The sequence below is a fragment of the Halolamina rubra genome (genome assembly GCF_000739555.1).
Taxonomy (GTDB): domain Archaea; phylum Halobacteriota; class Halobacteria; order Halobacteriales; family Haloferacaceae; genus Halolamina; species Halolamina rubra.
Genome location: NZ_BBJN01000009.1, coordinates 1 through 20339 on the forward strand (window position 1 = coordinate 1; position 20339 = coordinate 20339).

19 protein-coding genes and 1 tRNA gene are annotated in these 20339 nt (G+C 61.4%); 5 read left to right on the top strand and 15 right to left on the bottom strand.

Annotated elements, in window-relative coordinates:
* Positions 1-271 precede the first annotated feature (271 nt).
* A complete protein-coding gene (locus ACP95_RS02090; protein ID WP_202593752.1) occupies positions 272-1279 on the top strand; it encodes a tyrosine-type recombinase/integrase in 1008 nt (335 codons plus the stop codon).
* A 7-nt stretch (positions 1280-1286) separates the two neighbouring features.
* On the opposite strand, the gene ACP95_RS15535 is transcribed toward ACP95_RS02090, so the two are convergent.
* The 4 genes from ACP95_RS15535 to ACP95_RS15110 all read right to left on the bottom strand — a co-directional run bounded on the left by ACP95_RS15535 (position 1287) and on the right by ACP95_RS15110 (position 8583).
* On the bottom strand, positions 1287-1832 hold the full coding sequence (locus tag ACP95_RS15535) for a hypothetical protein (protein WP_154018419.1): 546 nt from the start codon (positions 1830-1832) through the stop codon (positions 1287-1289).
* Positions 1833-1981: 149 nt separating this feature from the next.
* Positions 1982-2545, bottom strand: a complete 564-nt coding sequence (locus ACP95_RS02095; RefSeq protein WP_049979624.1) for a hypothetical protein — start codon at positions 2543-2545, stop codon at positions 1982-1984.
* A gap of 124 nt (positions 2546-2669) precedes the next feature.
* Positions 2670-6584 (bottom strand): Eco57I restriction-modification methylase domain-containing protein, encoded by a 3915-nt coding sequence (locus ACP95_RS02100; protein WP_049979625.1) that lies wholly within the window; start codon positions 6582-6584, stop codon positions 2670-2672.
* A gap of 1756 nt (positions 6585-8340) precedes the next feature.
* Positions 8341-8583 (bottom strand): winged helix-turn-helix domain-containing protein, encoded by a 243-nt coding sequence (locus ACP95_RS15110; protein ID WP_082224540.1) that lies wholly within the window; start codon positions 8581-8583, stop codon positions 8341-8343.
* A gap of 169 nt (positions 8584-8752) precedes the next feature.
* Between ACP95_RS15110 and ACP95_RS02105 the strand changes: the two genes are divergently transcribed.
* Both ACP95_RS02105 and ACP95_RS15965 read left to right on the top strand, forming a co-directional pair.
* Positions 8753-9283, top strand: coding sequence for an SWIM zinc finger family protein (locus tag ACP95_RS02105; RefSeq protein ID WP_049979626.1), 531 nt, complete (start codon positions 8753-8755; stop codon positions 9281-9283).
* Positions 9284-9285: 2 nt separating this feature from the next.
* Positions 9286-9432 (top strand): hypothetical protein, encoded by a 147-nt coding sequence (locus ACP95_RS15965; protein ID WP_202593753.1) that lies wholly within the window; start codon positions 9286-9288, stop codon positions 9430-9432.
* Here the strand turns inward: ACP95_RS15965 and ACP95_RS15540 are convergent, their stop codons facing one another.
* Positions 9433-9960 (bottom strand): hypothetical protein, encoded by a 528-nt coding sequence (locus ACP95_RS15540; RefSeq protein ID WP_154018420.1) that lies wholly within the window; start codon positions 9958-9960, stop codon positions 9433-9435.
* Positions 9961-10052: 92 nt separating this feature from the next.
* Between ACP95_RS15540 and ACP95_RS02110 the strand changes: the two genes are divergently transcribed.
* Positions 10053-10280, top strand: coding sequence for a hypothetical protein (locus tag ACP95_RS02110; protein ID WP_049979627.1), 228 nt, complete (start codon positions 10053-10055; stop codon positions 10278-10280).
* A 295-nt stretch (positions 10281-10575) separates the two neighbouring features.
* On the opposite strand, the gene ACP95_RS02115 is transcribed toward ACP95_RS02110, so the two are convergent.
* The 6 genes from ACP95_RS02115 to ACP95_RS02140 form a co-directional block, all read right to left on the bottom strand.
* Positions 10576-10647, bottom strand: a tRNA-Ala gene (locus tag ACP95_RS02115).
* 109 nt (positions 10648-10756) lie between these two features.
* A complete protein-coding gene (gene rpsJ, locus ACP95_RS02120) occupies positions 10757-11071 on the bottom strand; it encodes a 30S ribosomal protein S10 (protein WP_049979628.1) in 315 nt (104 codons plus the stop codon).
* Positions 11072-12340, bottom strand: a complete 1269-nt coding sequence (tuf, locus tag ACP95_RS02125; RefSeq protein WP_049979629.1) for a translation elongation factor EF-1 subunit alpha — start codon at positions 12338-12340, stop codon at positions 11072-11074. It abuts the gene before it with no gap.
* Between the two features lie 126 nt (positions 12341-12466).
* Entirely contained in the window at positions 12467-13423 is a 957-nt protein-coding gene (locus ACP95_RS02130) for a homoserine dehydrogenase (protein WP_049979630.1), read from the bottom strand.
* A complete protein-coding gene (locus ACP95_RS02135; RefSeq protein WP_049979631.1) occupies positions 13420-13944 on the bottom strand; it encodes an amino acid-binding protein in 525 nt (174 codons plus the stop codon). The genes ACP95_RS02130 and ACP95_RS02135 overlap by 4 nt, the downstream gene beginning before the upstream one ends.
* A 142-nt stretch (positions 13945-14086) precedes the next feature.
* Positions 14087-16276 carry an elongation factor EF-2 gene (locus ACP95_RS02140; RefSeq protein WP_049979632.1) on the bottom strand — a complete coding sequence of 730 codons (2190 nt, stop codon included), beginning with the start codon at positions 16274-16276 and terminating at the stop codon, positions 14087-14089.
* A gap of 242 nt (positions 16277-16518) precedes the next feature.
* Between ACP95_RS02140 and ACP95_RS02145 the strand changes: the two genes are divergently transcribed.
* A complete protein-coding gene (locus tag ACP95_RS02145; RefSeq protein WP_049979633.1) occupies positions 16519-17256 on the top strand; it encodes a DUF5781 family protein in 738 nt (245 codons plus the stop codon).
* On the opposite strand, the gene ACP95_RS02150 is transcribed toward ACP95_RS02145, so the two are convergent.
* From ACP95_RS02150 to ACP95_RS02165, 4 genes are all read right to left on the bottom strand, one after another.
* Positions 17253-18614: a PQQ-dependent sugar dehydrogenase gene (locus ACP95_RS02150; RefSeq protein ID WP_049979634.1), complete on the bottom strand. Its 1362-nt coding sequence runs from the start codon at positions 18612-18614 to the stop codon at positions 17253-17255. The two genes, ACP95_RS02145 and ACP95_RS02150, sit on opposite strands and share 4 nt — an antisense overlap.
* Positions 18615-18741: 127 nt before the next feature.
* Positions 18742-19371, bottom strand: a complete 630-nt coding sequence (locus ACP95_RS02155; protein ID WP_049979635.1) for a 30S ribosomal protein S7 — start codon at positions 19369-19371, stop codon at positions 18742-18744.
* Positions 19368-19796, bottom strand: a complete 429-nt coding sequence (locus ACP95_RS02160) for a 30S ribosomal protein S12 (RefSeq protein WP_049979636.1) — start codon at positions 19794-19796, stop codon at positions 19368-19370. The genes ACP95_RS02155 and ACP95_RS02160 overlap by 4 nt, the downstream gene beginning before the upstream one ends.
* A gap of 106 nt (positions 19797-19902) precedes the next feature.
* Positions 19903-20325, bottom strand: coding sequence for a NusA-like transcription termination signal-binding factor (locus ACP95_RS02165; RefSeq protein ID WP_049979637.1), 423 nt, complete (start codon positions 20323-20325; stop codon positions 19903-19905).
* Between the last annotated feature and the right edge of the window lie 14 nt (positions 20326-20339).

The following is a 20339-nucleotide window of genomic DNA, read 5'->3' on the forward strand; positions in this document are numbered from 1 at the left end:
GGAAGACGGTCGCCTCGCTTCGCTCGGCGCTGCGACTTCCAGGGGTTCAAATCCCGCTCGTGTGAGTTCTGCGCCGCTCGCGACCGTTGCTCGCGGCGCAGAAACATGGACTCGCTGGGATTTGAACCCAGGGCCTCTTCGCTTGGCGAATAGCCTCCCCCGAGACCGCAAAGGGAGGCCGCCAAGCGGTCGTGAGGAAGGGCACGCAATGCACTACTCTGCGTGCCCGCATCCAACTGCGTGGGCGCGTTCGGTGATTCGAGGTACGAGAATGAACGCAATCCCACCGCACGAAGCGATGAACCGCTACCTGAAAGACAAATCTACAGACGTTACGGATTCGACGCTGTCGAATTATCAGACCACGCTAAACGGTTTCTGTGATTGGTTATGTGATGAGGCAGGAGTGAAGACGCTCAACACGCTGTCGAGCGACGAAATACAACAGTTCAAAGAGTGGCGGCTGGAGCGCGTGAAGACAATCACGCTCAAGACCGATATGACCTGCATCAAGGGGTTTGTCCACTTCTGCGAACACATCGACGCCGTCCCCGAGGGGATGCACCAGTTGGTTCGTGTTCCGAAGCCGAACCGCGAGGACGAGGTTGCAGATAGCATCCTGACGAGCGACGAGGCGACCGAGATTCTGACCTATCTGGATAAGCACGAGTACGTGAGCCTCCGTCACGTCATCTTCTCTGTTCTGTGGAAGACCGGAATGCGACGGAGTTCGCTGTACGGACTCGACAAGCGTGACTTTGAGGACGGTGCGAACCCATACCTCCGTGTTCGTCATCGACCGGAAACCGAAACGCCGCTGAAGAACAAGAGTCGGGGAGAGCGTGACGTGCGCATAACCGACGAGGTTGCCAGCGTGCTACGGGACTATCTTCGGTTCAACCATCCCGATGATGAGGATGAACACGGACGCACGCCGCTACTCACGTCGTCTCACGGAAAACGATGCGAACCTTCCACCATCCAGCGGAACATCTACACGGTGACTCGCCCCTGTCACTACACAGGAGAGTGTCCAATGGAACGCGACCTCGATGAGTGCGAAGCGACCTCTTACAATACCGCGAGTAAGTGCCCTGCTTCCGTGAGTCCTCACGCGCTTCGACGGGGGTACGTGACGGAATCCTTGAACGCTGGTCAGCCGAAGGACGTGACTGCTGACCGCGTGGATATGAGCCACGAGGTAATGGACAAGCACTACGACAAAGCGACGAAAAACGAGCAGATGGAACGGCGAGAAGATTACCTGATAGATGTCTGACTTAGATTCACTCAAAGAACTCCCGAATCTCTTCTACTAAGTCCTTCGTTGAGGTCGCATCAAATTTAAACTCTTTAGTTATTTCCTTCTCTTGGTTCCCCTCTTCATCAACTTGCACCACCTCTTTTCTCCGATACTCAATACCCCCGATGACCCATAGCACGGCGATAAATAGACTGCTTCCAGTTAGACCAATTAGAAGCGGACTTTCTTTTTGAATCCGCCTAATATTCAGGCCCTCATATTCATCGCTCAAGTAGATATATCGACGTACGCGTGACTGTGGGTCGTAGTGTGGCTGTAGATCGCGAATGTCGCCTAATACTCCGTATCTATGGAGACGGCCTACGAAAGTGTCTCTGGCAGTGTCATCGTAAAACACCTCTTCGTTCATCTGAGATGGGGATATATCTTGGATTACCCCTGAGTTCCTTATAAATGTCTGATATAGGTCTTCGAGTTGCGACAATAATTCTGCTAATTCAGAAGCCGGTGTGTCTTCTTCATTTGTGAACTGTATCTCGGCATAAACACGTTCTTCATATTCTACCATAGGATGCTATCCATCCACAATCAAAAAGAGTGTTACCCCACTCTAATACGCATCTGATTCACTGAACAAAAGACGACAGCCCCAATTCCTTGGAAGTCCGTTCTGTTTTGCTCGACTGAGTTGATACGCGAGGAGGCGGGGAGCCGGAGTCACCCATCTCCCACTTCAGTCTCCTCCACAGCTTGATGTTCCTCGATCTCCTGTTCGACCGCCTCCTCGATTAAATTGAAGAACGTTTTGAGTTCTCTGTCAACCTTTCTCGGCCGGGTTGAGAATATCTCTATGTCTTGTTTACTGAATCCCGAACGGGCTACCTTTCCGTCAAACTCTCCGGTATCGTCCAACTGACTGATGGCCCGTTCCAGATTTAGACCACCAAGTTCGGGCATCTCGTCGGGGAAGTCGTTCCATTTAATCGACAGTTTGACCATAGTATTACCATTACTCCCGAAAATGAGCCGCTTGACCCGGTAGTAACGAGAGGATTCGGGTTCGTAGCATTTGATGTAGTCTATTGAGATAATCAAAAATAACCGGCTGCTGTTGACGATGAACGGAATCGTTATCGGGTCATCGTCTTCATCGCTCAGATGTTCATTTCGGATTATTTCTTGCTGTGAGTAGAGGTCTCTGGATTCGCTACTTCTCCAAATCAGGAAAGAGAACACGGCACCTACGATGGAGAAGAAGAGTATGGCCGGATTCAGATTCATTACGTTAATGAGAGAATCTGGTTTCTGTGCTAAAAACTTGTGTGGGCCTGCGTTCATACAGCTCCATAGTGAGAATAACCCTCTTGTGAGTTGTGCGAGATCGAAGTGCGATGAGGCGGAGCAGTCAGAACACTTCGAGGTAGTCCTCCACGACCTCGCGCTCGTCCTCCGTCAAGTCAAACAGATCGTACACGGCGTCGTCGATCTCTGCTTCGAGGTCGTCGATGTTCGTCGCCGCCACCTCATCGCGGTCGTCATTGAGACGGCTCAGTAGTTCTTCGACGCCGTCGTCGCTCCGAGGGATGGGAATGGTCGTTTCCTCTCCACTCTTGACGTTGCGACCATCCACGGCGGCGTGGACGTACTCGGCGCGGCTCATCCGGGCTTCACGGTCTTCGGAGTACATCGCAGGATCGTTGATCACGTCCGACCGCCCGGCTTGTACCGTGAAGTCTCCCTCCACGTCACCTTGGACTTCAGCGTTGACTGGATACCTGCGGGTCTGCCATTCGTAGGAGATGTATTCCAGTTCCCCGTCATATTCGCCGAGATACGCTTCAGGGAAGCGGTCGGTCTTGCTGTCAAGGTCGATGGAGTCAACTATCTCTCCTGCTCGCTCACGCATTGTTCCGAAGACGCCTGCATCCTCCTCGGTGATGCAGGGAAGATTTTCGACGTACTGTGAACGGTATTCGTAGAATCCACCCATCTTGACCGTCGTGATGTGCTTGAAGTAGAAATCCAGAGCCTTCGAGTTGAGTTGGCAAGCCATCTCCTCGGTGAGGTCGCGATATGCGTCATCCAGTTCGATACCGTATGCTGTTTTGAAGTACCACATCCCTTCGCTATCCAGCATAAACCGAGCCTTTGTGGAGATATGTGCGCCGATAATCTTTGGCTTCTCGAATCGCTCGTGACTCTTTGGATAGATGAACGCGTACCAATCTTCCCTCCCCCTCATTCGCCCGCTCTCCCGGCTTTCCAACTGTTCACGATGGGCATCGAAGTAGTCCCACGTCAGCGGAAGTTCTTCCTGTAGATACTCAGCATCGTATGCCTTCGTTGTTGCGTCGTCTCCTTCTCCTTCGACGTAGTGAGGGAGAATAACGTGTAGGCCCGACCATTCGCCCCGCCATCGCTCAACGTCTTTCCCTTTCAGCCACGGACAGAGAAGGTCTGTTTCAATCTCATACTCGCGGTTTTCACCTGTAGGAACAACACGAACTGTTTCTCCCCCATCTTCCGGCTCAATCCGGTCAGCATTGACGGGCTTGACCAGATATACCTTATTCGCGCTCGTTTGCGTTCCCGCGAAGATGGCATCGGTGATCTCGCCGAAATTCTCGGTGCTTTCCGCTTCCAACTTCTCGAACACCTGCAACTCCTCGGGGGGCATCAACGGCCAGTATTCCTCTGCCGAGAGTTTCCGCTGTGGATAGTCGAACACGTCGATGAACTCGTCAGAGTACCCCGGCTCGCTTCGATTCTCGCGTACCGACGCGATGATGGCCTCGTCCAACTCCCGGTCACTTTCCTCATCGGTATTCGCTTTGACCCTCACGCATCGGATCTCGTTGTCTTCTCTCGCGGCCTCATCGGGTTCGTCTTCGAGAATGACGATAGCCGGGTAGTTTGTGGCGTCCTCGAACACCCCGGAGTCGCGGAAGTCGTACACCTCTCTGATTTCGCTATCTTCGAGCAGGACACGGCGAAGACCTTCCCCGTAGTCCGTGACCATAAACTGATTCGGCGTGATGAATCCGAGTTTGCCGGTGTCCTCTCGAAGCCAGTCGAGTCCCCGCTCGTAGAACGGACAGTAAATGTCGTAGTTCCCCGTCGTCGCGTCGTAGAGGGTATCCATCATTTCCTTCTGGCTGTCGGGGAGGTTCTGAATACGGACGTAGGGGGGGTTGCCCACGACGTAGTCATACTCCATATAGTTCTTCACGACCAGCGCCAGTACCGTATCCTCGAAGATCTTGAACAGCCGCCCGTCGTTGTGTTCCTCCTTGAGGTACCGAACGTTCTCAAGCATATCTTCGACGTAGGGGGTGAAGAACTCCTCCACGCCCGAATATTCCTGATCGGTGTGTTCGTTGATTCGCTCCTCAAGGCCGCTCTGGTACGTCCAGTCGAAGTCGTCGCCGAACTCCTCGGCGAGAGCCATATGGTCTTTGACGGTGTCCAGTACACCTTGCAGAGCCGCGAAATACTCCCCGAAGTTCCCAACACCAGTCTCCAACTGAATGGTGTCGAATAGCGGCATCCGAACGCGACGAACGAGGAACCCGTCTTCCGTTTCTGCGACTTCATCCTCGTCAACTTCGACGGGGAGCGGGACGGGAATCCTCACGTCCTGCTCGTCCTCGGTCATCGCATCGAACGTCATCTGTCGCGTCCCATCGTCGCCGAGATCAGCTCCCGTTAGTTCGCGCTCGTTCCGAAGGGTGTCCGTTCGGTAGATGGGGAGCCGGCGAATGGTGTAGTCCGGGTAGGACTGCTTCGCTTCGCGGTATGCCGGGAGAATTGCGACGACGAACCGAATCTGTGCCATCAGAACGGCGAACGGATGAATGTCGAGTCCGACGATTCGGGGGCGCGTACAGAGGTCTTGGAGGTGGTCTTTCCAGTCCGGGTCGTCCTCATACCGCTCTACCTCTGTGAGGTATCGTTCGACGGCTTCGACAAGGAAGGTTCCAGACCCACAGGCCGGGTCGATGAGGCGCTCGTTTGAGACGCCACGCTCGTACCCGACGCCGTCCATAATGTAGTCGATGACGGGTTGTGGAGTGTAGAACTCCCCAAGGGCTTTGCGCGTTTCCGGGTCGAAGTACCGTTGATAGAGGTCGCCGAGGAGGTCGCCTTCGACGTTACCGAAGTCGAACCGGAGAACGTTGAAGAAGACCTCGGCGACGGCGCGGCTGAAACGTTCTCGTGTTGGCTGGCTAATTCGCTCAATATCTGAGTCTCCCCGCCCCTCGGCGACGGCCTCGAACTGATTCGGCCCGGATTCGTGCCCTCGTGAAAGTTGCTCCTCGTAGCCATCAGTCCACCACACGAAAATGTCGTCTTGGAACAGACCCTCCACTAACTGATCCTGCATATCGTCGATGAGGTTGTCGGCGGCGACGGGGAAGGCGTCGAGATTGATGCTTTGGCCGAACCCCTGCAAGCCCCGGAAATAGTCGTCCATCCCGTCGTATCCGGTTCCCGCGAAGAAGTCGTGGTCTTCCGTCGCTTTCGCAAGGAGGAGACGCGCGAGGAGGGCGTGGCCGCTTTCGAGACAGAACATAAAGTCCCGTAGCGACTGGTTTCCGTCGATAAACGGCTCCCACGAGTCTGGTACCTCGTCCGGTTCGCTCGCGTAGGTCGCTTCCCAGAAATCGTACGCCCCCTTGACGAACTTCGCTTCCCGCTCATCGCGGAGTTCTTCGAGCAAGTCCATCATCCCGGTCACGAGATCGGCGAACGGACTGCCTTCTTCGAGCCGGAAGGTGTCGAAAAAGTGTTCCTGCCCGAGTTCGGCCTGCTCGTCAAGGGGAATTGGGTCGAGATCTTCGAGGAACTGGTTCACGTCATCCGCACTCGTTAGATCGAACTCGCGTTTCTGAAGCGCACTCACGAGGTCGCGAGCATCACTCTCAGTAATCGACGCCATCGACGCCACGAGGAGGGGTGAATCGACGCCGCGTCGATAGAGCCGCAACTCCTCCCCGTTAGTCAGTACTCCGTACTCGGCCCGCAAGAACTCCATATACCCGAACAACTGCGATTCGTGAGTGGGTAGATCGCGTCCTGTCGTCTTGAACTCATACACCGCAGTCACAGCTTCGTTCGAGTCAAGAGTAATGTAGTCCGGGCGTCGGTCGTCGGGAAGTGTGAACTCGCTTCTCAGATCCGTGCCCGTGCCCTCGTAATCCAGGGCATCATAGAATCCGCGTTCGAGAAACAGATTCTCAACGTCCCGCTCGCTCATATCTTCGTCCGTCTGCTCAGCGATTGAACGCAAGGAGTCGTGGAGAGCGGAGGCGTCCGGCATTAATCAGCCCAATACGTTCGCTTGTCAAAAAGGTGAGTGAGAGGAATATGCCGTGCAAAAGGAGAGAGTTATACATAAGTAATCAGGTATATTGGGAGAACTACCAGAAAAATATAGTAAATTTTCACCTCTATTTCTGCCGAGCGATGGGAGAACACCTACTGCATCCCATCCGAAACGCACAGCAAGCCCACAGAGCAGTTTGTTTTCTTTAATGAAGACTTCCTCTCGAAACCTTGTGGGATTATTCTGTGGGTCGTGTGTTGCCTTACGTAGATTCTCTCACCTTGCTCTGTCCGTAGCACTCGAAGGTGTGTTGAGATCGTCTGAACTCTGCTGAAATGCTCCACGTCACACAACGCGCTGTGCGGCCTCCTGTGCGGTTCTTTTTTGAGATGATGTAGGGTACACAAACCCCCGTAGTATTTCACCACGAGAGTGTCAGCTGCCTTAGAATCGCTCTACACTACGGGGCACAACTCACCGTCACATAGCCTCCTGCTTGCGCCCCACGCGTGCGCTCTGCGGTGTGCCGCTACTAATGGGCCACTACAGAGTGCTTCCTCATCAACAACTCATAGTTAAACTCGTAAAGTTCAATGCGATGAGGCAGGGGCTTATACTCCAGATTTGCTGTAGATATAGACCTTTGAGTTGAATATGAACTATCCACGGTACAGCTCTGTGGGTTGTAGTTCCGTAGTGTACTATTGAGTCGCATTTTGGATTGAGTACACGTTTGGCAGTCTCCTGAGTGGCCCCACAGAGAACGTAGAACAGTATGGCAACCCGTAGAGTGGCAACGCGATGTACCGGCTCGATCCTCGCGCCCTCATCGTGGTACCTCTCGTGGTTTTGGGCGCAGCGATAGTATGAGAACCCAAACTACCAGATAGTTTAGTATCCTGTAAATTTTATACTACTCCGATCCCACTCTCTCGGGTGGCACCGATGTGAACTCCCATCCCCGGTAGACGTAGGCGTACTCCTCGTTCAGATACTCACGATACTCCTGATCGTCGTCTTCCAGTCACTCCTTGATTTCTCGGCGACGCCCTGCGAACCAGTCGTTGTAGTCGAATAGCACAGACCCACAGCACACCTACAAGATCCTGCATACATTCAGTTCCCGAGACTCGTATGTCGAGAAATTCGACGCGTGAAGCGACGACAAAAGCTGCCCACTTGGAATCCGTCGAGAGCTGTCGAATGGTAGATCTCCGAGATTGCAGTCAAAATCGACAGAATACTGAGGCGGGGTTACGTAAGTATGCGCACACGCCCGCTCCCCGGTGTCCTAACCGATGGGCGCTGTCCGTGTTTCTTCCCCATCCTTAACGCGATGAGGAGGGGGGTGTTCGCTTAAGCAGTCCCGGCTGATCTGCTGAGCATTGGCAGAAAAGAAGGAGAGAGACAACAGAGAGAGGTAGTTCGCGGAGTAATTCAGAGGATTAACTCACCGAGTCCAATTGCGATGAGGCCGGGATAGACTTCGAGTAGTGGAGTTCACTTCTGCTGTGGATCCAACCGCTGTGGTCTGAAGTTCACGAATTGAATCCCACCGCTGAACTGAACCAACACTCCCGCCCTCATCGCGGTATAGATAGGACCGAGTCTTCCGGACAAACTACTCTGGATACCGATACTAATCAGCAATGCCGTACCGAACTACCACAGCAAAACCACATTACTCCGTCCGAATTGCCCTCACTCTATACACAACGTGTATCAGCATAAAGATACCGATATGTTTCTCTCAACGGTCTTTCTGCTGGTTTGGCTGATCTTCTATCGGGAACCACACAAGAGAGTTCCCCACCATTTTCGCGTCAACCGCGCCCTCATCGCGGAGCCGACGCAGTCGATAGTCAGCGTTCCGGCGCGTACAGCCGACCACGTCTGCCACCTCACCTGTGGACGCAGGTTGCCGATCACGAACCGCCTGTAGGAACTCCTCATCAGAATATTGCTGTCGTGAATCCCCGCCCTCATCGCTCATACTCTCCGTTATCAGCCGTAGCCGTAAAGTTGTTTCCTACAAAGGAAACTATATATGGGCTTCCTGCGTAGGAAAAGCCGAGGAGGTAGCCGTCCCTCGGGGCGTGGCTGTTCGGAAAACGCCCGGCGCTGGAGACGCCGGACGGTGGCCTTCTGTGGAGAGAAAGCCAATGGAAGATATACCGACTACGGCTGATAAGCGCATCGTTGAGGAACTGAGCTTTGGTGCGAAGACGGCGAAGCGCGTTGGGTGGGAGCAGTTCGAGTTTGGCGTCGAAGCACCCCACCTCGTTCGAGTGACGAACGCAAGTTACGGGTGTGAGAAAGACGACCACTCGTATCTCGTCGGCGTCGAAGATCGCGACGGGCTTCTCGTTCCCGCCGAGTGCGAGTGTCCCGCTGACAAGTATAACGAGGAGTACGACTGCAAGCACAAGGTCGCGCTGGCAACAATCGGCGGCCCGGTCGTTTTGCAAGCGGCTGTTGACTACTCTACCCCCACCCAAGACACCGAAGGAATAGGTTCCAAGACCCTCGCCGAGCGGGTTCGCGCCGATGGTGGCGTGATTCCCAAGGAAAGACGCGAGGAGGCCGGCGGCGTCATCGACGACGAACGCGAGGAGTGCGATTGCTCGAAACTCTCAGGAGGCTTCCCGTGCTTCGACTGCTACCTCGCCGGCGAGAAGGAACTCCCCGACTGACTATGCCTGTTGCTCAAAAGACCGACGAACCTTGCCCGCGCTGTGATGACGACCGCGACGTGTGGATGTTCGAGAAGGACGAGCCGACCGTCACAAAGGAACACTACACTTGTGAGGCGTGTGGGTTCGAGTGGACTGAGATGGAGTGATTATACGACAGTCACAATAGACAAGGTTGCCCACAAGACTGCTAAGACGACTGTAATCGTGTGGCTCCTTTCTTGCGCTCTTAGGCGAGTGCCTCTGGACAACTTTTCCAGTTCGAGGGTGGTTGTTGGACTCCACGCCTCCCATCGGAGCAGTTCTTTCTGACCATCGGCTTCCTCAATGTAGAGTACTCCATTGTCCCCAATTCCGTACTGCATTCCGAACCCGGTGAACTCTCCCAAGTCTTTGGGACTACCAACAGCCAAACAAAGCCGCTCTGCGTCTCCATTGTAACCAAACATCAACTCCGCGACCTCAACAAGTTGTTTGAACCCATTCTCACCTTCTTCTAAGTACGCAAGTCGAACTTCATCGTGTTCCTCACGTACCTGTTGAAGTCGGTGAACGCCGTTGCGCGAACGACGTGAGAACAGAGAGTAGCGGGGGTAGAGAATTGGGGTAGAGACTACTCCAAGGGATACCAATACGGTTGAAATTCGGAGTAGTGTCCCAACATCTATCTGGAACATTGTCACCTGTTGTGGAGTCTTTCCCCTTAGGACTTCTCCGCAGACGTGAGAAGAACTAACCCACATCCCCGCCTCATCGCGTTCCAACGCGAATGAACCGCTTCACCAACGGCGACCGCGTGCGGGTAGACATTCCCGACGAAACAGATCCCGATCACGAACGGTACCACGGGGTTCACGGAACGGTCGTGAAGGTACTCGGCGACGACGGCGGCGTAGTGACCGGCGACGACCGCGACGCGACGATTTACCGTGTCGAACTCGAAAACGAGGAGACGGCTGATTTTCGCTGGCGTGACCTACGGCCGGCGATTGAGTGAGTCTATCCTACCAGATTTGTTCCACCGCGCTGTTGCGCGTTTCCGCATCTGAGTGTAGGTACTTCATCGGTGTAGTTTGATGAGTACCGCCTGCTCATCGCGCCGTTGAACGTGATTGGCGCGCGTGCCGTCATTATTGCTAACGGGTATACGGCTATCGGGTCGCTCAAAGAAATCATCAAAACACAACCGGCAATCGACGCCGAAGGACGGGGCGAATACGCGACTTTAACGGTGTAGTGGTTATATAAAGAAGGGCCGCCTTGTGGCGATTACCGAACGAGCGTAACGCGAGTGGACTCGCTGGGATTTGAACCCAGGGCCTCTTCCTTGCGAAGGAAGCGATCTACCACTGATCTACGAGCCCGCACCCGAATCGACGCGGGGGAGCGGTTTGAACGTTGCGCTTCCTCGTCGCCGGGGCGTCACCGGCGCCGTCGCTACCCGGCGGAGAAAACGTGAGAACGGAAGGCCGCTCAGTCCTCGAGGACGATCTCGATCGAGACGTCGTTCGGGACCTGAATCCGCATCAGCTGGCGGAGCGCGCGCTCGTCCGCGTCGATGTCGATCAGCCGCTTGTGGACCCGCATCTCCCAGTGCTCCCACGTGGCCGTCCCCTCACCGTCGGGGGACTTCCGCGCGGGCACGTTGAGCTCCGTCGTCGGGAGCGGGATGGGCCCCGAAAGCGAGACGCCCGTCTTCTCCGCGATCTCGCGGACGTCGTCGCAGATGTCGTCCAGATCCTCCGGGCTCGTCCCCGTCAGTCGGACGCGGGCCTGTTGCTCGGGCATCTATCGCTCTTCGACGCTCAGGACCTTGCCGGCCGCGATGGTCTGCCCCATGTCGCGGATGGCGAAGCTCCCCAGCTCCGGGATCTCGCTCGACGGCTCGATCGAGAGCGGCTTCTGGGGGCGGACGGTGACGACCGCGGCGTCGCCGGACTTGATGAAGTCCGGGTCCTCCTCGGCGACCTCGCCGGTCGACGGGTCGATCTTCTGGTCGATCGACTCGATCGTACACGCGACCTGTGCGGTGTGGGCGTGGAACACCGGCGTGTAGCCGGCGGTGATCACGCTCGGGTGCTGCATGACGACGACCTGGGCCTGGAACGTCTCCGCGACGCTGGGCGGGTCGTCGGCCGGGCCACAGACGTCGCCACGGCGGATGTCGTCCTTGCCGATGCCGCGGACGTTGAACCCGACGTTGTCACCGGGCGCGGCGCTGGGCACCTCCTCGTGGTGCATCTCGATCGTCTTCACCTCGCCGCCCACGTCGCTGGGCTGGAAGGAGACGTTGTCGCCCGTGTTGAGCGTCCCCGTCTCGATCCGTCCGACCGGGACCGTCCCGATGCCGGAGATGGTGTACACGTCCTGGATCGGCAGTCGGAGCGGCGCGTCCGTCGGCGGCTCCGGCTCCGGCAGGTCGTTGAGGGCCTCGAGCAGAGTCGGGCCGTCGTACCAGCCGGTGTTGTCGGACGCCTCGGCGACGTTGTCGCCCTCGAACGCCGAGATCGGGATGAACGTGGTGTCGTCGGTCGCGAACTGGACCTGGTTGAGGAGGTTCGTGACTTCGTCGATGACCTCCTTGTAGGAGTCCTCGCTGTAGTCGACGAGGTCCATCTTGTTGATCCCGATGATGAGCTCGTTGATACCCAGCGTGCGGGCCAGGAACACGTGCTCTCGGGTCTGGGGCGCGACGCCGTCGTCGGCCGCGACGACGAGCACCGCGTTGTCGGCCTGCGAGGCGCCCGTGATCATGTTCTTCACGAAGTCACGGTGGCCCGGACAGTCGACGATGGTGAAGTAGTACTCGTCGGTGTCGAACTCCTGGTGGGCGATGTCGATGGTGACCCCTCGCTCACGCTCCTCGGCGAGGTTGTCCATGACGTAGGCGAACTCGAAGCCGCCCTTGCCCTTCTCCTCGGCCTCCTCCTTGTGCTGCTCGATGACGTGCTCGGGGACGCTCCCTGTCTCGTACAGGAGTCGGCCCACGAGCGTACTCTTCCCGTGGTCGACGTGGCCGATAATGGCCAAGTTCTGGTGCGGTTTGTCTTCGCTCATGGTGGATTCACGCGCTAAAGGCGCTGTGGGGAAACGTTCGGCAGAACGCCGTAAAACCATTTCGATACGCACCACCGTAATCCGGCCGCGTACGGCGGTTTGTGCCACTGTACCGTGGTTCTGCCCTCAGCGGGGCGACAATCGCCCCACGTCGGAGAGCACCGCCGACGCCGTCTCCGGGCCGCCGGCGCCGTGACCCGAGAGGTTCAGCCGGCCGGCGTGGGCGGTCTCGACCTGCACGATGTTCTGGGTGCCGGTCACCGCCAGCGTCCCGTTCTGGGGCACCAGCCGCGGGCCCACCCGGACGCCGTCGGGCGACGCCTCGGCGATCAGCCGCACCGTCCGGCCGTCGTCGCCGGCCAGCGAGAGCGCGCTGACCGGGAGCTTCTCGATCCCCGCCACCTCGGCGTCGGCGAGCGAGAGCGCCTCCTCGCCGCGGGCCTCCCGGAGCACGTTCGCGACGATCACGCCTTTCAGCGCCGCGTCGGTGCCGTCCACGTCGAACGTGGGGTCGGCCTCCGCGACGCCGAGCTCCTGGGCCTCCGCGAGCACGTGGTCGTAGCTCAGCCCCTCGGCGGCCATCCGGGAGAGCACGAAGTTCGCCGTGCCGTTGAGCACGCCCCGGACGCGCTCGACTCGGCTCGGCCCGAAGTCCTCGACGGTCCGAACCGCGGGGATCGCGCCGCCGACGGTCGCCTCGAAGCGGAGTTCGCCGGCGCTGTCGCGGGCGGCGGCCCGGATCTCGTCGTACCGTTCGGCGACCGGCCCCTTGTTCGCCAGCACGACGTGGCGGTCCCGGTCGAGCGCGGCGACGGCGTTGGAGAAGCCGGGCTCGGCGTCGCCGAGCGTCGTCGGCGTCGCCTCGACCAGCACGTCGTAGTCGGCGCCGAGCAGGTCGTCGTGGCGCTCGTCGCCGACGGTTCCCGTCTCGGATTTCCGCTCGAACGCCGCGGCCACGTCGAGCGGATCGCCCAGCGCCGCGCCGGTCGAGTCGGCGACCCCGACCACGTCGTGGCCGTACTCGCCGGCCAGCTCCGCGACGGATCGGCCGACGGCGCCGGCGCCGACGATTGCGAGCTTCACGAGCCCGCCTCCAGCGGTTCGACGACGGTCAGTCCCTTCGCGTCGGCGATCTCGCGGACGCGGGCGAGCGCGGCGCCGCGCTCGCCCGAGCGGGCGCCCAGCCGCAGGTACGCGCTCGAGACCGCCTCGACGCCGTCCGGCGCCGACAGCGAGAGCTCCTCGACGGACACCGTCGACGCGCTCTCGATCTCCCGCAGCGTCGCCGAGAGGTCGGTGTCGACGAGGTGGCCGGTCAACAGCACTCGGAACGCCTCGCCGTAGTACTCCTCGTCGGCGGCGACGACGGTCACGCCTTCCTCGCGCAGCCCCTCGATCACGTCGTCGAACCGGCCGGCGGGACAGTCGATGGCGACCTCGACGGGGATGCGCCCGCCGGGTGTGAGGTTCCCCCGCTCGTGGAACACCGAGAGCAGGTTCCCCCCGTTCTCGGCGATCGGCTCGAGCGCGGCCCTGAGCTCGCCGGGCTCGTCTGTGAGTTCGAGCCGGAGCGTGTGGGTGGTGACGCCGTCCTGCCGACTCATTGCTGTACGGCACCTCGATCGAACGGATACGGACCAAGCACGTGTGGACGGAGCTTCCGGGCCGGTAAAAGCCTTCCCGGGGTGTGTGAGCGGTCGCTACGGGGTCGAAAAAGCGCGGAGAGAAACCGCAGACGCCGCGGAGTTAGAGGTAGTCGACCGACTCGGGCAGCTCGAGCTTCATCCCCTTGCGCTCGCGGATCTCCATGATCTTCTCGCGCTGGAGGTTGTCCGCCATCACGCGGAAGCCGGCGTTCTCGGTGTTCCAGGAGGCGCGCCCCTCGGTCGCGCTCCGGATGTCGCTGGAGAAGCCGATCATCTCCTCGACGGGCGCGACGCCCTCGACGACCATCAGGCCGCCCTCCTGGTACATGTCGTCGACGCGGCCGCGGCGACCCTGGATCTCGCCGGAGGCGGCGCCCATGTGCTCGCTCGGCACGTCGATGCGGACGTCCTGGATCGGCTCCAGCAGCCGGATCTCGCCGTCGATCAGCGCGTGGTGGACGGCCTCACGGACGGCCGGGATGACCTGTGCGGGACCGCGGTGGATGGTGTCCTCGTGGAGGCGCGCGTCGTGCAGTCGGAGCAGCGTCCCCTGCACGGGCTCGGCCGCCAGCGGGCCGTCGTCGAGCGCCTCGCTCAGCCCCTCGACCACCAGCTCCATCGTCTCGTTCAGGTGCTGGATCCCCTTCGTGTCGTCGATGAGGATGTTGGTGCCGTGGATCGTCTCCACGTTCTGGGAGGTGTCCTTGTCCATGCCGGCGTCCTGCAGCGCCTCGCGGCGCTCCAGCTCGGGCATGTCCATGGAGACCTCGCCGCGCTGGATCGCCTCCACGATCTCCTGGCCCATCGGGTGGATGGAGATGTAGAACTTGTTGTGGCGGTTGGGCGAGACCCCCTCGACCTCGCGGGACTCCTCCTGGGGCTGCTCGCGGTACACCACGATGGGCTCACCGGTGTTGACCGGGATCCCCTGCTCCTTCTCGATACGCTGGGTGATCACTTCGAGGTGGAGCTCGCCCTGCCCGGAGATGAGGTGCTCGCCCGTGTCCTCGTTGATCTCGATCTGGATCGTCGGGTCCTCCTTGGCGACCTGCTGGAGCGTCTCGATCAGCTTCGGCAGGTCGTCCATCGTCTGAGCCTCGACGGACTTCGTGATCACCGGCTCCGAGATGTGCTCGATCGACTCGAACGGCGTCATCTCCACGGAGGAGACCGTGGAACCGGCGATGGCGTCGCGCAGACCGGTGACGGAGGCGATGTTCCCCGCGGGGACGCGCTCCACTTCCTCGCGTTCGCTCCCCATGAACAGCCCGACGGACTGGATCCGGTTCTTCCCGGCCGTCCCGGAGACGTAGAGGTCCTGGCCCTTCTCCAGCGTGCCGGAGAACACGCGACCCGTCGCGATCTCGCCGGCGTGGGGGTCCATCGAGATGTCGGTCACCATGAACACGACCTCGCCGTCCTCGTTGACCAGCCGCATGTCCTCCGCCAGCTCGGACTCGGCGTCGCCGCGCCAGATGCGCGGGACACGCCGGGGCTGGGCGTCGACGGGGTTGGGGAAGTGCTCACAGACCATGTCGAGCACCACGTCCGACAGCGGCGAGCGCTCGTGGAGCTCGTCGCGCTTGTCGTTGCGCTCCAGCTCGATGATGTCCTCGAAGGAGATGCCGGTGCGCTGCATCGACGGCATCGAGACGCCCCACTTGTAGAGCGCCGAGCCGAACCCGACGGTGCCGTCCTCGACGGACACCGTCCAGTCGTCGTCGATGTCGTCCATCTCCTCGATCATCCCGCGGATCAGCTCGTTCACGTCGGCGATGACGCCGAGCAGGCGCTCCTGCATCTCCTCCTCGCCCTCCTGGAGCTCGGAGATCAGGCGGTCGACCTTGTTGATGAACAGGGTCGGCTTCACGCCCTCGCGGAGTGCCTGTCGGAGCACTGTCTCCGTCTGGGGCATCGCGCCCTCGACGGCGTCGACGACCACCAGCGCGCCGTCGACGGCACGCATCGCGCGGGTCACGTCGCCGCCGAAGTCGACGTGGCCCGGGGTGTCGATCAGGTTGATGAGGTGGTTGGTGTCCTCGTACTCGTGGGTCATCGAGACGTTCGCCGCGTCGATGGTGATCCCACGCTCCTGTTCGTCCTCCTTCGTGTCCATCGCCAGCTGCTCGCCGGCCGTCCCCTCGGAGATCATCCCCGCGCCCGCGAGGAGGTTGTCCGAAAGGGTGGTCTTCCCGTGGTCGACGTGGGCGGCGATGGCGATGTTCCGGATGTTCTCCGGACTGTCCATCAGCCGCTCACACTCTTGGACAATTTTCTTGCGTCGGCCCATTACCGTCGAGTACCCGTGGCGGGGTCAAAAGGGTAGTGTTTCGCGTAGCCGGGTGTGCCACCGCCACACGGCGGTTTGGCCGTTCGTGCGGGTGATTTCGGGTCGACGCCTCCGACCGTTCGGAATCGGCGGCTGACTGTCGCCGCCTTCTACCCGGTCCGGAATCGGCGGCTGACTGTCGCCGCCTTCTACCCGGTCCCCCCGAAACCGTCTTCCCCCTCTACCCCGTGGTACTGACACACATGGATATACGACTCCCCGACAACGGCCCCGCGGAGCCGTTTCTCGGCGCAGCAGACCTACTCGAGACAGAGAGCGACATCGATCTGCCGGTCCACGTCCGCGTCCGCGACGATCCGGACGAGCGGACCTGGGCGGGCCACTACGAGGACCGCCACGTGCTCAACATCTCCCGGCAGGCCGCGACCAGCGCGATGGCTCGCGAGCTGGCGCTCCACGAGCTCTCCCACATGGCGCGCTACGAGCAGGAACACCCCTCCCACCACCAGTCGACCCGGGAGGCGATCTTCCTCGCGCTGGCGGGCAAGAGCGTCGAACGCCGCAAGCTGACCCACGTCCACCAGCTCGCCAACCACATGAAGGACATCTACGCCGACGACATCACGCTCTCGGTCGCGCCCGGTGGGAAGCTCGTCACGTTCCTCGAGTCCCGGCTGGCCGACGCCGTCGCCGACCGCCCGCCCGCGGTGCCGACGGGCTGGCAGCTCGCGACGCCCGGCTCGGACCCGGAGATCACCGCGGTCAACGCCGCCTTCGCGCTCGCGCTGGTCGAGCGCCACGACCTCGTCGACGAGGGGCACCGCATCTACGACCTCGCGCACGCGGCCGCGGACGACGCGCCCGAGATCGGCGTCGAGCGCTTCGCCGAGACGTTCCGCTCGCTGGCGGACGACCCCTCCGAGAGCGAGTACCGGAAGGCGCTGGTCGACGTGACCCGGAGCTACGTCGGCGCCGACTAGGGCTCGCTGATCCGCACCAGCACGTCGTCGATCTCCCGCGGGAACGGGTCCTTCGCCCGCCCGTCGCGGTTCGACGTGATCGCGTACAGCGCGCCGTCGGGCCCCTCCTCGAGGTGGCGGATCCGCCCCAGCTCGTTCACCAGCAGGTCGTGGCTCGTCACCGTGTAGGCGTCGTCGAGCCAGTCGGCGTCGTGGCGCACGCCGGTGTCGCCCAGCGCCGGCGGCTCGCCGTCGGGCGGCGTCAGCGTGAACGCCTTCAGCCGCTGGTGGACGAGACAGCCGACGAGCAGGCGGTTCGACAGCGTGGGCGCCGCGTCGCCGCGGTAGAACGTCGAGCCCGACGGCGCCCAGGTCGCACCCTCGACCTGCGAGCTCGCGACCGGCGGGCGGTAGTCGGTGTCGGGGTACTCCTCCGCGCTCGCCGCCTCCGGCCAGCCGTAGTTCGTCCCGACTTCCAGGGCGTTCAGCTCGTCGGGGCCGGTGCCGTGCTCGTTCTCGATCGGCGTCGCGTCCGGGAGCCAGCTGATCCCCTGTGGGTTGCGGTGGCCCAGCGTGAACACCCGCGGGTCGCCGCCGCTCTCGTTGCCGGCCGCGCCCTCGCCGGTGGGGGTGAGCCGGTGGATCTTCCCCGCCGGCGAGGAGGGGTCGGCCGCGAGGTCGCCGTCGCCGGCGTCGCCGGTCGTCACCCAGAGGTAGTTGGCCGGGCCGAAGCGCAGCCGGCCGCCGTTGTGGATGTTCGCCCTGGTCCCCTCCCGTGCGGGCGCCTCGAGCAGCACGTTCGCCGGCTCCGCGGGCCGGTCGCTCTCTGGGTCGAACGCGGCGACCCGGACGACGAGCTCCTGCTCGTCCTCGCCGACGTCGGCGGTGTAACAGACGTACAGGAGCGGCACGTCGGGGTAGTTCGGGTGGACTTCGACCCCCATCGTGCCGCCCTCGCCGCCGTCGACGAACCAGCTGGCCTCGTCGCTCCCGGGCTCGACGGCGCCGGCGTCGATGACGTCCGCCGGCTCGAACAGCGGCGTCACCTCGCCGTCGGCGTACCGCAGCACCTGCCCCGTGCGCTGAGTGAGGAACAGCTCGCCGTCCCCGGCAAAGGAGAGGTCCCACGGGATCTCGAGCGTCTCGGCCAGCACCTCGATCTCGAGTACGGGCTCGGCGGCGCCGGTCGGCGCCGACCAGTCGGGGTCGTAGCCGTCCCAGGCGGTCTCGTCGTGTTCGAGGCTCGGGTCGTACTCGGTCCCCCCGCCACCTGGCGAGTCGGTCGGCGAGTCGTCCGGCTCGTCGGGGCTGCTACAGCCCGCGAGACCGATCGTCGAGAGGGCCAGCATCGTCCGGCGGGAGAGCACGTCGGGGTCCATTGTCCGGCTATCCTCGAGCCGGGAGTAAAGGCCTTCTGTCGTCGGCGCTCCCCGCGGCGTCGACGCCGCCGGGATCGACGGCGCCGCCGCTGGCGGGCTGGAGAACGAGAGAGAGGGAGAGAACCGCTTAGCGGGCCGCGGCCGCGACGCGCTCGGTCTCCTCCTTCTGGGAGATCGGGTAGACGTTCACGTCGTAGTCGGCGGCGCCGATCAGCTGCTGGGCCAGCGCCTCCGCGACGGGGGTGGCCGTGTTGCGCGAGCCGTTGAGCGTGCCCTGCGCGATGAACTTCAGCCCCTGGTCGACGCGGCGCTGGGGCGCCACGTCGACGGCTTTCGGGACGGAGATCCCGCCGTACTTCAGGCGGACGGTCTCCTCGCGCGGCGCGGCGTTCTCGACGGCCGTGACGAGCACCTGCGCCGGGTTCTCGTCGGTCTGCTCGTGGACCATCTCGAAGGCGTCGCGCACGATGCGCGTCGTCTTCTGCTTGTGGCCCGTGTTGTCCTCGGTCTGCATCAGCCGGTTGATCAGGCGCTCGACGACGCTGATCTCGGACTTCTCGAACTGCTTGCTCGCGTGGCGGCCCATCGTGTGCGCGACGGGCGTCACGTTGAGATAGCGCTGGGTCGAGGGGTCGGAGTACTCGATCTCGCTCACGTCCCACTCGCCGAACAGGTCGGCGCCCGTGGTGGACGACTCCTCCGCGGCCTCGGCGTCGACCTCCTCGGTCTCGGCCTCGGCGGCTTCTTCCTCGCTCATCTGACTGGCTTCTCCGCGTTCCCGCGAACCAGTTCGATCAGCGACACGCCGTTGACCTTCTCGACCTTGTAGTTGACACCGGAGATGTCACCCATCGCACGACCCTTCGAGCCGCCGATCCCGGCGATCGTGACCTCGTCGTGCTCGTCGATGAACGAGATGGCGCCGTCACCGGGACAGAACGCGGTGACCTGCTTCCCGTTCTTGATGAGCTGGACCCGGACACACTTCCGGATGGCCGAGTTCGGCTGCTTCGCCTCGATGCCGACCTTCTCCAGCACGATCCCTCGACCCTGGGGCGCTCCCTCGAGCGGGTCGGACTTCTCCTTGAGTCCGCGTTCTCGGCGCGCGTACTCGGAGTCGGACCACCGCCGCTTCTGGCGGTCCTTCTTGAGTTTGCGCGCGGCGTATTTGCCGTTCGCCATACCCCAACTCCTCGACGGAGCCACTTAAGCGTCCCCTTTCGGGGAGGAGAAGACGGTTCGAGAGCGCGTTAGAGGTACCGCTACTCCGATCTGCGCCGGTCGCGCCCTACGCCAACTGCACGTCGTCGATGTCGAAGTGGCGGTCGGCCAGCCGTCGGGCGGCCTCGATCGACTCGCCGTCGGCGCCGATGGCGACGCCGCGGTCGGCCTGGGCGACCTCGACGTACGCGACCGTGCTGCCGCCCTGCGTCGAGAGCGTGACGTTACGCACGGCCGCGGGCGCGAGGCAGTTCGCGACGAACGCGGCGGGCTCGTCGGCGTCCTCCACGAGGTCGACGCGGGTGCCCAACCGTTCCTCGACGGCGTCGACCGTCCGGCCGTCGGGACCGATCGCCGCCCCCATCTCGCCCGCGGGGATCAGGAACACCGCGCGGTCGTCGTCGACGAGGCAGTCGACCGGCGTCACGCCGGTGGCCTCGTCGAAGGCGCCGATGTACTGCCGGGCCTCGTCCGACAGCGTCAGCGTCATCGACGCCACCTCGG

What these genes read in the sequence shown, in the direction of transcription:
- ACP95_RS02090 (WP_202593752.1), top strand. Translation starts at nt 272, where the DNA reads ATGAACGCAATCCCACCGCACGAAGCGATGAACCGCTACCTGAAAGAC.
- ACP95_RS15535 (WP_154018419.1), bottom strand. Translation starts at nt 1,832, where the DNA reads ATGGTAGAATATGAAGAACGTGTTTATGCCGAGATACAGTTCACAAAT.
- ACP95_RS02095 (WP_049979624.1), bottom strand. Translation starts at nt 2,545, where the DNA reads ATGAATCTGAATCCGGCCATACTCTTCTTCTCCATCGTAGGTGCCGTG.
- ACP95_RS02100 (WP_049979625.1), bottom strand. Translation starts at nt 6,584, where the DNA reads ATGCCGGACGCCTCCGCTCTCCACGACTCCTTGCGTTCAATCGCTGAG.
- ACP95_RS15110 (WP_082224540.1), bottom strand. Translation starts at nt 8,583, where the DNA reads ATGAGCGATGAGGGCGGGGATTCACGACAGCAATATTCTGATGAGGAG.
- ACP95_RS02105 (WP_049979626.1), top strand. Translation starts at nt 8,753, where the DNA reads ATGGAAGATATACCGACTACGGCTGATAAGCGCATCGTTGAGGAACTG.
- ACP95_RS15965 (WP_202593753.1), top strand. Translation starts at nt 9,286, where the DNA reads ATGCCTGTTGCTCAAAAGACCGACGAACCTTGCCCGCGCTGTGATGAC.
- ACP95_RS15540 (WP_154018420.1), bottom strand. Translation starts at nt 9,960, where the DNA reads ATGTTCCAGATAGATGTTGGGACACTACTCCGAATTTCAACCGTATTG.
- ACP95_RS02110 (WP_049979627.1), top strand. Translation starts at nt 10,053, where the DNA reads ATGAACCGCTTCACCAACGGCGACCGCGTGCGGGTAGACATTCCCGAC.
- rpsJ (WP_049979628.1), bottom strand. Translation starts at nt 11,071, where the DNA reads ATGCCCGAGCAACAGGCCCGCGTCCGACTGACGGGGACGAGCCCGGAG.
- tuf (WP_049979629.1), bottom strand. Translation starts at nt 12,340, where the DNA reads ATGAGCGAAGACAAACCGCACCAGAACTTGGCCATTATCGGCCACGTC.
- ACP95_RS02135 (WP_049979631.1), bottom strand. Translation starts at nt 13,944, where the DNA reads ATGAGTCGGCAGGACGGCGTCACCACCCACACGCTCCGGCTCGAACTC.
- ACP95_RS02140 (WP_049979632.1), bottom strand. Translation starts at nt 16,276, where the DNA reads ATGGGCCGACGCAAGAAAATTGTCCAAGAGTGTGAGCGGCTGATGGAC.
- ACP95_RS02145 (WP_049979633.1), top strand. Translation starts at nt 16,519, where the DNA reads ATGGATATACGACTCCCCGACAACGGCCCCGCGGAGCCGTTTCTCGGC.
- ACP95_RS02150 (WP_049979634.1), bottom strand. Translation starts at nt 18,614, where the DNA reads ATGGACCCCGACGTGCTCTCCCGCCGGACGATGCTGGCCCTCTCGACG.
- ACP95_RS02155 (WP_049979635.1), bottom strand. Translation starts at nt 19,371, where the DNA reads ATGAGCGAGGAAGAAGCCGCCGAGGCCGAGACCGAGGAGGTCGACGCC.
- ACP95_RS02160 (WP_049979636.1), bottom strand. Translation starts at nt 19,796, where the DNA reads ATGGCGAACGGCAAATACGCCGCGCGCAAACTCAAGAAGGACCGCCAG.
- ACP95_RS02165 (WP_049979637.1), bottom strand. Translation starts at nt 20,325, where the DNA reads ATGACGCTGACGCTGTCGGACGAGGCCCGGCAGTACATCGGCGCCTTC.